At 72.0% G+C, this 11,438-nt stretch carries 10 protein-coding genes; 2 read left to right on the top strand and 8 right to left on the bottom strand.

The window, feature by feature from the left end; translation table 11 throughout:
* Position 1 precedes the first annotated feature (1 nt).
* From ACFV9J_RS12625 to ACFV9J_RS12655, 7 genes are all read right to left on the bottom strand, one after another.
* The gene (locus ACFV9J_RS12625; protein WP_385353316.1) at positions 2–1,567 is read right to left on the bottom strand and encodes a Wzz/FepE/Etk N-terminal domain-containing protein; all 1,566 of its coding nucleotides are present in this window, start codon (positions 1,565–1,567) and stop codon (positions 2–4) included.
* Complete coding sequence (locus ACFV9J_RS12630) at positions 1,564–2,931, bottom strand: Wzz/FepE/Etk N-terminal domain-containing protein (RefSeq protein WP_385353318.1); 1,368 nt, start codon at positions 2,929–2,931, stop codon at positions 1,564–1,566. The genes ACFV9J_RS12625 and ACFV9J_RS12630 overlap by 4 nt, the downstream gene beginning before the upstream one ends.
* Positions 2,928–4,232: a glycosyltransferase family 4 protein gene (locus ACFV9J_RS12635; protein WP_385353320.1), complete on the bottom strand. Its 1,305-nt coding sequence runs from the start codon at positions 4,230–4,232 to the stop codon at positions 2,928–2,930. Before ACFV9J_RS12635 ends, ACFV9J_RS12630 begins: the two co-directional genes overlap by 4 nt.
* The gene (locus ACFV9J_RS12640) at positions 4,222–5,556 is read right to left on the bottom strand and encodes a nucleotide sugar dehydrogenase (RefSeq protein ID WP_385353322.1); all 1,335 of its coding nucleotides are present in this window, start codon (positions 5,554–5,556) and stop codon (positions 4,222–4,224) included. The genes ACFV9J_RS12635 and ACFV9J_RS12640 overlap by 11 nt, the downstream gene beginning before the upstream one ends.
* A gap of 70 nt (positions 5,557–5,626) precedes the next feature.
* A complete protein-coding gene (locus ACFV9J_RS12645) occupies positions 5,627–7,102 on the bottom strand; it encodes a sugar transferase (RefSeq protein ID WP_385353324.1) in 1,476 nt (491 codons plus the stop codon).
* Between the two features lie 464 nt (positions 7,103–7,566).
* Positions 7,567–7,962 (bottom strand): ankyrin repeat domain-containing protein, encoded by a 396-nt coding sequence (locus ACFV9J_RS12650; protein ID WP_385353326.1) that lies wholly within the window; start codon positions 7,960–7,962, stop codon positions 7,567–7,569.
* Between the two features lie 104 nt (positions 7,963–8,066).
* Complete coding sequence (locus tag ACFV9J_RS12655; RefSeq protein ID WP_385353328.1) at positions 8,067–9,530, bottom strand: catalase; 1,464 nt, start codon at positions 9,528–9,530, stop codon at positions 8,067–8,069.
* A 259-nt stretch (positions 9,531–9,789) separates the two neighbouring features.
* Between ACFV9J_RS12655 and ACFV9J_RS12660 the strand changes: the two genes are divergently transcribed.
* Together ACFV9J_RS12660 and ACFV9J_RS12665 are read left to right on the top strand one after the other, a co-directional pair.
* A complete protein-coding gene (locus ACFV9J_RS12660; RefSeq protein WP_385353575.1) occupies positions 9,790–10,161 on the top strand; it encodes an NAD-dependent epimerase/dehydratase family protein in 372 nt (123 codons plus the stop codon).
* Positions 10,162–10,695 (top strand): hypothetical protein, encoded by a 534-nt coding sequence (locus ACFV9J_RS12665; RefSeq protein ID WP_385353330.1) that lies wholly within the window; start codon positions 10,162–10,164, stop codon positions 10,693–10,695.
* A 115-nt stretch (positions 10,696–10,810) separates the two neighbouring features.
* Here the strand turns inward: ACFV9J_RS12665 and ACFV9J_RS12670 are convergent, their stop codons facing one another.
* Positions 10,811–11,413, bottom strand: coding sequence for a helix-turn-helix domain-containing protein (locus ACFV9J_RS12670; RefSeq protein ID WP_385353577.1), 603 nt, complete (start codon positions 11,411–11,413; stop codon positions 10,811–10,813).
* Positions 11,414–11,438: the final 25 nt, after the last annotated feature.

An 11,438-nucleotide genomic window follows, 5' to 3' on the forward strand; every position in this document is an offset into this window, starting at 1 on the left:
GCTACCGCGCCTCCTGATCGCTGTCCGGGACTGTCGCGGCCGGCATCGACGGCCGTTCCGCCCGGAGCCGGCCTTCCCCCACTGCCTGCACGGCGTGGGAGGTCCCCCCACCGTTGTGCCGCTTCGGCCGTTCGCCGGGGACGCGCCGCGCCAGGTGCGGACCGTCCCACAGGGTGCCGTCGGTCCGGTCACGCGGATCGGGGTCGATCAGGACCACGCCGAGCACCGCGATGCGCTGGTCGGCGAGCTGCCGCGCCACGGTGTGCAGCCACGCGGTGCTGCCGTGCCCGGCCCGCACGACGAGTACCGTCCGGCTGCCGAGGTACCGCAGGTCGGTCCACGCCGTGCCGGGCGCCACCGAGCCGACGCCGAGCCTGCGCCCCTGGTGCCCTTCGGCCGTGGCCCGTTCGCCGCTCAGCACGGTCGGGCCGCCGGGCCCCCGGTGGGCGCCCGCGAGCCGGGTGCCGGGCAGACCGTCGAGGACGACCACGGGCCCGTCCGCCTCCAGTGCCCCGGCGACGTCCAGGGCGATCAGACCGGTGCCGCGCGCACAGCCCAGTTCCAGCAGGGACACCGGCTCCGCGGAGCCGCGCACGAGGCGGGTCAGGGTGGTGGTGAGCCGTTCACGTGCCGCCCGGCTCCGCCGGCGCCGCCACGACCGGGCCGACCGGCGCGGCCCGCGGCGCAGCTCCGCGAGGACGGAGGCACCCAGGTTCGCCGCGATCTCCCGGCGCAGCACCGGGCGGTCCGCGACCACGGCGCCCACCGCGGAGAGCGCGAGCCCGAGGACGAGTCCCAGGGCGAGCCCGATGGCGGCGTCGGTACCCACGGCCCTGGGCAGCGAGTGCTCCACCGCGTGCGGGGCGTCCACGATCTGCGTGCCGGCGACGACCTCCGGCGTGCCGGTGAGCGCTTCCGCGGCCCGCTGGTCGAATTCGGCGATCCGCGAGTCGAGCTCGGCCCGGCGGGCGAAGAGCGACTCGATGCTCGCCGACGCCTTCGGTTCGTCCTCCGGTGAGCGGTCCCCGATCGCGCTGTTGACCTCGGCGAGCTCCTTGCGCATACGGTCCCGCTGGTCCAGCAGGGACTTGGACTCGGCCTCGGCGGCCTCCCGCATCCGCCGCACGTGGTCCGCGACGAACGCGTCGGCCAGTGCCTTGGCCCGGGCGACCGCTTCCGCGTCGCTGTCGGCCGTCACGTCGATCCGCAGCAGGTTGTTGGTCAGCCCGGTGCCCCGGTAGTCCCGCATGAAGTCCTCCGGGTTCTCCCGGGAACCGAGGGAGCGCAGCGCGGCGGCGGCGATCCGCGTGGTGTCCAGCAGTTCGACATCCGTGCGGATCAGTGTTCCGGTGTCGTTGGGCTGGTCGTCCTTGTGCGCGACCAGCACCTTGGTCACCGCGGCCGGCCGGGGCGGCAGCAGGACCGCCACCGCGGCGCCGAGCAGCAGGCCCAGCAGGGCCAGGCAGCCCCACAGGCGTCGTCGTCTGCGCACCGCCACGACCAGTGACTGCAGGTCCAGCAGGGGAGCGGAGCCCGACGGCTGCGAAGCCGTGCCCGTCGTCGTCATGCGACACCTCCCGTCGCGTGGTCGTGCACCGCAGCCCCTGCGGCGGCGTTCCCCCGGGACTCGTCGGCCGACGCCGCCGGTCGGGCCCGGACCGCGCCGGCGACGACGACGCCGACGACCTCGTGCCCGCCGTCCGCGCACGCCTCGGCGAGAGCGGCGAGTTCCTCGGCGGTCCGGGCGCCCGCGCCGAGCACGACCAGCACCCCGGACTCGGTGTCGCGGTCGGGCACCATCGGCCGGGCCACCGAGACCTCCACCACCCGCAGCCGCGGATCGTCCTCGGCGTCGGCGGCGAGCTGTCCGGCCGCCCGGCGGGCCACCTCGTCGTCGTCCGGCACGACGACCAGCAGCCGCCGGGCCGTGGGCACCCGTTCCCGCAGGCGGGCCCGGACCCGCCGGTAGCGCAGCCGCCGGCCGGCCTCGTCGCCAACGGACTGCGGGGTCGGCAGGTCCCACCGGACGTCGACGCCCAGCAGCCGCCGGACGCGGGCCCCCGCGCCGCGCGCCTTCGGCCGGTGGGCGCGCCGGTCAGCGGGTACGTCCACGGTCCCCAGCAGCGCCGTTCCCAGCGCCGCGGCGATCTCGGGTTCGGAGCGCAGTCGCCGGTTCACCCGTGCCGCGGTGAGGTGACCGATGACGGCGAGCACGAAGAACAGCAGCGCGCCGCCGCCGATCAGCTGCAGCCGCGTCGGCGGAGCCTCGCCGGCCGGCCGGGCCGCCGGGCCCATGACGACCATGCCGGCCCGGTTGTTGGCCGGGTCGGCCTCCTCCAGCTTCTGCATGGCGTCCTGCAGTGCGCTGCGCAGCTTCTCCAGCTCGGTGCGGGCCTGGACGCTCTCCACGGTCTGCCCGGGATCGGCCGCGTTGGCCAGGTCGGTGATGCGGCGGTTGGTCCGGGTCACCTGCTCCCGCAGTGCCTCCGGCCCCGCGGCCTCGTCGCTGCCGGTGGTGCCGCTCGCGATCCGCGCCGCGTACGTCACGAACTGCTGGGCCACCTCGTCGGAGAGCCGCTGCGCACGCTCCGGGGTTTCGGCCGTCCCGGAGATCTTGACGATGTTCCCGTCGGCGGTCTCGGCGCTCACCCGCTCGCGCAGCTCGCTCTTGCCCACCCCGTTCCAGCGCAGCTCGTCGGCCGCCCGGTCGACCACCGCCGAGCTGGTCGCGATCTCCACCTGGGTGACCAGTTCGCGCTGCTCCCACTGCCCCGGCAGCAGGACCGAGGCCGATGCCGTGTAGCGCGGCGGGAACAGCACCGAGACGCCGTAGCCGACGAGCGCGCCCACCACGACGAGGACGGCGAGCAGCCGCCGGCGCCGCCGGAGAATTCGCCCGACCGTGACCAGGCGTATCGTGTCATCGCTCAACTGCGCGGCCTTCTCCCTGCTTTGAACCCCGTGCGGACCGGGGCGCCCGCCGACACCGGAGTGTGGTCCCGGCAGGCGGCGGCGTACGCGGCGAGCAGCGCCGCCTGCGAGTTGCGCCAGGAGAGCCGTCCGGTGACCCGCTCCTGGCCGATCTTGCCCATCCGGGCGCGCTCGTCCGGATCGTCCAGTAACCGTGCGACGAGCCGGGCGAACGCCGCCTCGTCGTTGGCGGGTGCGTAGAGGGCGGCCTCCCCGGCGGAGACCCGCGCCTCACGGAGGTCGAAGGAGACGATCGGCCGGCCCATCGCCATGTACTCCAGGACCTTGTTCATCGTCGACACGTCGTTGAGCGGATTGCGGGGGTCGGGGGAGAGGCACACGTCGGCGGTGGAGAGGTGGCGCACCAGGTCGGCGTCAGGAATCCGCCCGGTGAACCGCACCTGCTCGCCGAGCCCCAGCGACCGGGACAGCTCCACCATCGCGTCGAAGGCGTCGCCGGAGCCGACGAACACCGCGTGCCAGTCCGTCCGACCGACCTCGTCGCGCAGTATCGCGAGGGCACGCAGGGCGTAGTCGACGCCGTCCTGGGGTCCCATGACGCCCAGGTAGCACAGCAGATGGGGCTTTCCCCGCTTCAACTCCGGTTCGGGCGGCACCGGCTGGAAGCGGTCGGTCGCGGGTGCGCTGCGCACCACGAAGACGTCGTCGGGGCGGCGGCCGCCCCGGCGTATCGCGACGTCCTTGTAGCTCTCGTTCGTGGCGAGCACGACGTCCGCCGCCCGGTAGGTCCACCGTTCCAGCGCGCACACGGCGCGGTAGAGCAGGTCCTTGCCGCGGCCGAACCGGGACAGGTACAGCTCGGGTATCAGGTCGTGCTGGTCGAAGACGAACCGGGCACCGCGCCTCTTCAGCCACAGCGCCGGCAGGAACAGCAGGTCGGGCGGGTTGCAGGCGTGGACCACGTCGACCGGTCCGACCCGGTGGGCCAGCCGGGCCGTGTGCCAGAGCGCCGCCCCGTACTCCCGCAGGTAGCCGGCCGGTCCTCCGGTGGCGGCGCGCAACGGGTAGCGGTGGATGTGCACCCCGTCGACGACCGCTTCCGGCTCCGTGTCCCGCTTGCTGCCCCGGGGGCAGATGACGTGCACGTCCCAGCCCGCGTCGCGCAGGGTCGTCGCCTCCTGCCACACCCGACGGTCGAAGGGCACCGACAGGTTCTCCACCAGGATCAGGGCGCGCCGCCCCGGCCGGTCGCCGGCTGTGCCGCCGAACGGCGTTTCACCAGACGTCGTGTCACCAAGCAAGGCCCATGTACCCCGGTTCGGTCCGGCGCGTGTCGGCGTCGGGAAGGTGGATGAGGTCGATCAGCAGCGGCCCGCCGCCGTGGGGCAGCGCCGACAGCACGGCCGGGTCCCTGGTACCGACCAGGCACACCTCGGCGTGGTCGAGGACCTCGTCGACGGAGTCCGCGAGCAGTTGGGCGAGGTGCGGCAGCCGGGTCTCGACGTACTCGCGGTTCGCGCCGAGCAGCCGGGACAGGCTCACGTTGGCGTCGTGGATCCTGAGGTCGTAGCCCTTGCCGAAGAGGCGCTCCGCCAGCTCTACGAGCGGACTCTCGCGGAGGTCGTCGGTGCCGGGTTTGAAGGACAGTCCGAACATCCCCACCCGGCGCTTCCCGGTGCGCTCCACCAGCTCGACCGCGCGTTCCAGGTGCGCGGAGTTGGAGGGCAGCACGTGGGAGAGGATGGGCACCGACACGTCGGCCCGCTGGGCGGCGTGGACCAGGCTGCGCAGGTCCTTGGGCAGGCAGGAGCCGCCGAAGGCGAAACCGGGCCGCAGATAGGCGGGGCTGATGTTCAGCTTGCGGTCGGCCAGGAACACGTCCATCACCTGGTGCGAGTCCACCCCGAGCGCCTGGCACACGGCGCCCAGTTCGTTCGCGAAGCCGATCTTGAGGCCGTGGAAGGCGTTGTCGGCGTACTTGATCGCCTCGGCCGTCGCGACCGGTACCCGGAACACCTCGCCGGGCAAGCTGTCGTACAGGGCCAGCACCGCGTCGCCGCTCGCCGGGTCGAGTTCGCCGATGACGGTCTTGGGCGGGTCGAAGAAGTCCCGCACGCTCGTGCCCTCGCGCAGGAACTCCGGGTTGACCGCGACCCCGAAGTCCACCCCGGCGGTGCCGCCGACGTACTTCTCCAGGATCGGCACCAGCAGGTTCGCGCAGGTGCCGGGGAGCATGGTGCTGCGGAACACCACGGTGTGCCGCCCGCCGCTCCCGCTGCGCCCGTCGCGGTCCGCCAGCGCGGCGCCGATCTCCTCGGTGACCCGTTCCAGGTACGTGGTGCACAGGCTGCCGTTGGCTTCCGACGGGGTGCCCACACAGATCAGGGATATCTCGCTCTCCATGATCGCCTCGTGGACGTCGCCGGTGGCGCGCAGTGCTCCGCTGCCCACGACCTCGGCGATCAGCTCGCCGATCCGCTCCTCGACCACCGGGGCCTTGCCGTCGTTGACCAGGTCGACCTTCACCTGGTTCACATCCACCCCGACGACCTGGTGCCCCATGCCGGCCAGGCACGCGGCCGACACGCAGCCCACGTAGCCGAGGCCGAAAACGCTGACCCTCATGACCCGTTCCTCCCCCCAGGCAGGCCGCGACGGCCTGCGGTCCGCGCGACGGGCCGGCGGCCCCCGCGCATCAGTACGCCCCCTGGCCGTGGACCACCGCACGCAGCGTCTTCCACAGGATCACCGTGTCCAGGGCGAGCGACCAGTCCTCCACGTACCGCAGGTCCAGCCGGACGGCCTCCTCCCACGGCAGGTCGCTGCGCCCGCTGATCTGCCACAGACCGGTGAGGCCGGGCTTGACCAGCAGCCGTCTTCGGATGTCCGGGCCGTAGGCGGCGGACTCCTCGGGCAGCGGCGGCCGCGGTCCCACGAGCGACATCGATCCGGTGAGCACGTTGAGGAGCTGCGGCAGTTCGTCGACCGAGTACCGGCGCAGCACCGCCCCGACCCGGGTGACCCGCGGGTCCCGGCGGAGCTTGAACAGCAGGCCCGCGCCCTCGTTGCGGTCGGCCAGCGCGGCACGTGCCCCGTCGGCCCCCACGACCATGGTGCGGAACTTGAGAATGGTGAACTCGCGGCCGTCCTTGCCGACCCGGCGCTGGCGGTAGAACGCCCCGCCCCTGCTGTCCACCAGGACGAGCAGCGCGACGAACAGCATCAGGGGCGCGAACAGCGTCAGCAAGAGCGCCGCGCCCAACCGGTCGACGACCGCCTTGACCGCGCGGCGGCCCCCGGTGAAGGTCGGCATGCTGACCCGCAGCAGCGGGATACCGAGCACCGCGTCGACGTGCAGCCGCGGACCGGCCACCTCCATCAGGACGGGAGCGACGACCATCTCGGCGTCGCTGCCCTCCAGGTTCCAGGCCAGTCGTTGCAGGCGGTGCGGTGACCAGTGCGGGTCCGGGGTGACCGCGACCACCCGGTAGCCGTCGCGGCGGACGTGGTGGGCGACGTGCTCCAGTGGGCCGACGACCGGCACTCCGTCCAGTTGGTCGCCCTCGAGCCCGTCGTCCGTCGTGCACACCGCGTCCACCCGCCAGCCGAGGTGCGGGAAGCGCCGGGTCCGGGCGATCAGATCGCGCACCGTGGCCGGACTTCCGGCGGCGAGCACGGGTCTGAGGCAGCGCCCCTGCTTGCGCTGTCGGTGCAGCCGGACGCGCAGCGCATAGCGCGCGACCATGGTGAAGATCGCGATCGCGGGGACGGCGACGAAGATCCAGAGTTTGATGTTGCGCGAGGTGAGGGCTATTCCGCCGAGCGCCAGCACGACGGTCGCCATGAACAGTGAGCGGCCGAGCCGACGGAATTCCTCGGCGCCCTGGCCGAGTACGGCCGGGGACCACGACCGGCTCACCGCGAGGGCGCCCAGGACCAGCAGCCAGGTGCCGAACGCGAGAATTCCCCATTTCTCGTGCCAGTTGGCCGCGTCCCGGACCCCGAAGAAATTGCCTATGCCCGCCACCACGAAAGCGGTGGTCGCGGTATCGCTGGTGATCACGGTACGGCGGTACCGCTGCTCCCAGTCGCTCGCGAGCCGGCTGGTCGCCCCGTCCGCCAACTGCCCGCGCGCAGACGGAAACGCGCTGACCAATCCCCCTTGCCGCACAGAACCCCCCAGGTTCCCAGTGGTTCGACGTGTTCGCCTAGCACTGTTCCTCCCCCTCGGGAGACCCCCGCCTCCCGCGCCGCGCTGTTCCTCCCCACGGACGGCCCCCCGGCCTGTCCGCGCACAACGTTCCGGCTATGTCACATCAATACGCGCAATGCACAGTGACAAGCAGCAGACCCCCCCTGCCCCCGACCTAAAGATCATTACCGGTCGCCTCGTGCCTGAACAGCTGAAGCACGGTCAATCTAGACCATCGGGGCCACTGTGTAGAGGGGATGTGTGTAATTCGTGCTCACGCTTTGGGAGTTGATCAAGCAACCTGTGAATGCCCACCGATGGCTTCACGCCACCACGTAATGCGGGGTGCCGAGAGCGACGGCCATTCTTCCGCTTCCGGCGCGGGCCCGCACCGATGGTTCACGCCATGTGAGGGCCGAGTGCCCGGTGCCCGCGATCGCGGTTCAGTTCGCGATCAGGTGGTCCCGGCCGAACATGGCCGCGGCGGCCCGCGCGGTCGGCGTTCCGCAGTCCAGGTCCGCGCCGGCCTGACGCAGTACCGCTACGACGTCGTCGGCGCCTTTGAACAGGGCGCCGGCGATGGGGGACTGGTCGCGGTCGTTGCGGAGGTCCGGGTCGGCGCCGTGCCGGATCAGGGCCTGCACGGTGTCGGCGTGACCGTGGTAGGCGGCGAGCATGAGGAGGGAGTTGCCCGCGGGGTCCCGTACGTCGACCGGCAGTCCGTGCTGTACGAACTCCACCAGTTGCCCGGTGCCGCCCTCGCGGGCCAGATCCATGGCGATGGCGACCACGCGCTCCGTCTGCTCGGGAGTCAGTCCACCGCTGTTGTGCGTGTCCATGAAAGTAGGTCTCCGTGGCGGTACGCCCGCACCGGCGCGGGCACCTGAGGGGTGCCCGCGCCGGTGCGGTGCGGGTGTACCGCGTGTGTTGCTGAGCGGCGGGATCAGAGGTTGCCGGCGGCCAGGGCCTCGATCGCCTTGCGGACGCCCGCGCCGTAGGCCGGGTCGGCCTGGGTGCAGTTGCCGATGTGGCGCTCGATGGTCTGCTGCGAGGCGCCGTCGATGGCGCGTGCCGTGTTCTCGAACAGAACCTGCTGCTGCTCCGGGCTCATCTGCCGGAACAGGTTGCCGGGCTGCTCGAAGTAGTTGTCGTCGTCCTCGCGGTAGTTGAACCGGTCGGCGACGGCGCCCACGGCCTGGGCCGGGTCGCGGTAGGCCGGCTGCTCCTGCCAGCGCCCGTAGGAGTTGGGCTCGATGCCCGGGGTGGCTCCCTGGTTGCCGTCGACGCGCATGGCGCCGTCGCGGTGGTAGGAGTTCACCGGGTTCCTCGGGGCGTTGACCGGGATCTGGTGGTGGTTGACGCCGAGGCGGTAGCGCTGGGCGTCGCCGTAGGAGAAGAGGCGGCCCTGCAGCATCCGGTCGGGGGAGAAGCTGATGCCCGGGACCACGTTGGCCGGGCTGAAGGCGGCCTGCTCCACGTCCGCGAAGTAGTTGTCGGGGTTGCGGTTGAGCTCCCACTCGCCGACCTCGATCAGCGGGTAGTCCTTCTTCGACCAGACCTTGGTGAGGTCGAAGGGGTGGAAGCGGTAGTTCTCGGCATCGGCCTCCGGCATGACCTGGATGAACAGCTTCCACTTCGGGAAGTCGCCGTCCTCGATCGCGTCGAAGAGGTCGCGCTGGTGGGACTCGCGGTCCTTGCCGACCAGGGCCTCGGCCTCGGCGTCGGTGAGGTTCTTGACGCCCTGCTGGGTGCGGTGGTGGAACTTGACCCAGAACCGCTCGCCCTCGGCGTTGATCAGGCTGTACGTGTGCGAGCCGAACCCGTGCATGTGCCGGTAGGAGGCGGGGATGCCGCGCTCCGACATCACGATCGTGACCTGGTGCAGGGCCTCGGGGAGGTTGGTCCAGAAGTCCCAGTTGTTCTCGGCGTCGCGCAGGTTGGTGCGCGGGTCGCGCTTCACCGCGTGGTTGAGGTCCGGGAACTTCAGCGGGTCGCGGAAGAAGAAGACCGGGGTGTTGTTCCCGACCAGGTCCCAGTTGCCCTCGTCCGTGTAGAACTTCACGGCGAAGCCGCGGATGTCGCGCTCCGCGTCGGCGGCACCGCGCTCCCCGGCGACGGTGGAGAACCGGGTGAACAGCGGGGTCTTCTTGCCGATCTCGGAGAAGATCTTCGCGCTGGTGTACCGGGTGATGTCGTGGGTGACCGTGAAGGTGCCGAAGGCGCCCGAGCCCTTGGCGTGCATCCGGCGCTCCGGGATGACCTCCCGGTCGAAGTGCGCGAGCTTCTCCAGGAACCACACGTCCTGCAGGAGCATCGGGCCGCGCGGGCCGGAGGTCAGGGAGTTCTGGTTGTCGGGAACCGGTGCACCGGCGACCGTGGTCAGCGGCTTCTGGTTGTTCTCAGGCAAGGCATGCTCCTCGGTGTGGTTCTTCGCAGTCACCACCCTACCTTGGACAGGATCTAAGGCAAGGCGACATCTAGAGCAATATTCGCTCTTGTTTTGACGCCGAGGCCTGCTAGGGTGCCGCGCCCTGCCGGGGGCGGGAGCCGGTCCGTTCTCATCCCTTCGGGGCGTTCAGGGCGCCGACCCCCGCGCACGCCGACACAGTGGTTCCTGAGCCACCCGGCTCCGGAAGGAATAGACCGGAAGGAAGAGAGGCGTGCGCATGAGGATCGCGGTCATCGGCGGGACGGGGCTGATCGGCTCGCAGGTAGTCAAGGACCTGAACGCGGCCGGGCACCGGGCGGTGCCCCACTCCCGGTCCACACCGGCCTTCTTCCGGGCGTCGATGGACAACCTGCCGGCCGCCGCGTCCTGGACCGCCTCCGACGACTCCGTCCGGCTGCCCGCCACGCCGATCCAGCCGATCGCAGCGAAGGACGTGGCGGCCGAGGTCGCGGACGTGGCCCACAAGGGCGACACGCGAACGGTCGTCACCGATCCGGGCGCCGGCATGTTCGGGGCGGTCGAGGGAGACGTCCTGACCGACCTGGACGCCCGCCCGGCCCCCACCCGGTACGCCGACTGGCTCTCCTGAATGCCCGAGCGTGCCGGCCACGGCCCCTTCGGCGGCGCCGCGCCGAGGGGAATCCTGCGGCGCCGGCCGGAGCGGTGGCTGTTCAAGGGAATCTACGGCCTGGTACTGGCCAGCGCGCTGGTCGCGGCGCTGGACGTGCCGGGCGAAGACGCCAACCCCGGCCAGGACGCGCTGTGGGTACTGCTCACGGCGCTGACGTCGGGCGCCGCCCACGGGTACGCGCACGTCATCGCCCAGCGTGCGTCCGGCGACGGGACGGCCGGGCCGAGCAGACTGCGCGCGGTGCTCGCCGAGTGGCCGCTGGCCGCCGCCGTGCTGCCGACCGTGATGATGCTGCTCGCCGCCGAGGCCGGGTGGTGGGCGGAGGAAACGGCCGCCGACACGGCCCTGGTGCTCAACACCCTCCTGCTCTTCGCCCTGGGCACCTCGGCGGCCCGCACCGCCGGGCTCGGCCGGCTGCCCTCCTGCCGGGCCGGGGCCCTGGACATGCTGATCGGCCTGGTGATCATCGCCGCCGACGCCCTGATCGAGTAGCCGGCGGGCCCCGCTCGCACGCCACCGCTCCGATGCGCGGCGCCGGCCCACGCGGGCCGCGGCGGAGGTCCTCCTCGCGCACGCCCTACCCGCCGGGGCCCGGCGCCCCTCGCCGTCACTCGGCCGGGTCCCGGGCCTCGGCGTCGCCGCCCGCGCGCTGGTGGCCGCGGCGGGCGTCGCGGTCGAAGATGCCCAGGATCTCGCAGGGGCCGCCGGCGGTGCCGATCGCGTGCGGCATCATCGTGGGGAACTCGGCTGCCTGGTGGGTCTCGACGCGGAAGCGCCGGTGGCCGAGCATGAGGACCGCCGTGCCGGACAGGACCACGAGCCATTCGCGCCCCGGGTGGGCACGCATGCGCGCCGGATTCTCGGGCGGCGGCTCGGTCATGCGCTGACGCACCACGGTCATGCCGGGATCGCCCTTCACCGGCCAGCGCATCAGGCCGTGCGCGCTGTCGATCATCGGGCTGGTGATGACGTCGTCGTCGGCCGTCTCCACGAGCTGGTCCAACGTGGTGTCCAGGGCTCGGGCGAGAGTGACCAGCTGATCCAGAGCCAGCCGGCGTCGGCCGTTCTCGATGCGGCTCAGCGAGGACTGGCTGAGATTGGCGCGCCCGGCCAGTTCCTCCAGGGACCAGCCCTGAGCGACCCGCAGGGCGCGGATGCGTTTGCGTACGAGGCTGTCCAGGTCTCCATCTTCTTGCGTCATGGGCAACATCATATGCCTTGAACGCAAAGCGGGC

The sequence above is a fragment of the Streptomyces sp. NPDC059906 genome (genome assembly GCF_042730645.1).
In the GTDB taxonomy this organism is placed as follows: Bacteria; Actinomycetota; Actinomycetes; order Streptomycetales; family Streptomycetaceae; genus Streptomyces; species Streptomyces rubrogriseus.

What these genes read in the sequence shown, in the direction of transcription:
- ACFV9J_RS12625 (WP_385353316.1), bottom strand. Translation starts at nt 1,567, where the DNA reads ATGACGACGACGGGCACGGCTTCGCAGCCGTCGGGCTCCGCTCCCCTG.
- ACFV9J_RS12670 (WP_385353577.1), bottom strand. Translation starts at nt 11,413, where the DNA reads ATGTTGCCCATGACGCAAGAAGATGGAGACCTGGACAGCCTCGTACGC.
- ACFV9J_RS12650 (WP_385353326.1), bottom strand. Translation starts at nt 7,962, where the DNA reads ATGGACACGCACAACAGCGGTGGACTGACTCCCGAGCAGACGGAGCGC.
- ACFV9J_RS12640 (WP_385353322.1), bottom strand. Translation starts at nt 5,556, where the DNA reads ATGAGGGTCAGCGTTTTCGGCCTCGGCTACGTGGGCTGCGTGTCGGCC.
- ACFV9J_RS12665 (WP_385353330.1), top strand. Translation starts at nt 10,162, where the DNA reads ATGCCCGAGCGTGCCGGCCACGGCCCCTTCGGCGGCGCCGCGCCGAGG.
- ACFV9J_RS12660 (WP_385353575.1), top strand. Translation starts at nt 9,790, where the DNA reads ATGAGGATCGCGGTCATCGGCGGGACGGGGCTGATCGGCTCGCAGGTA.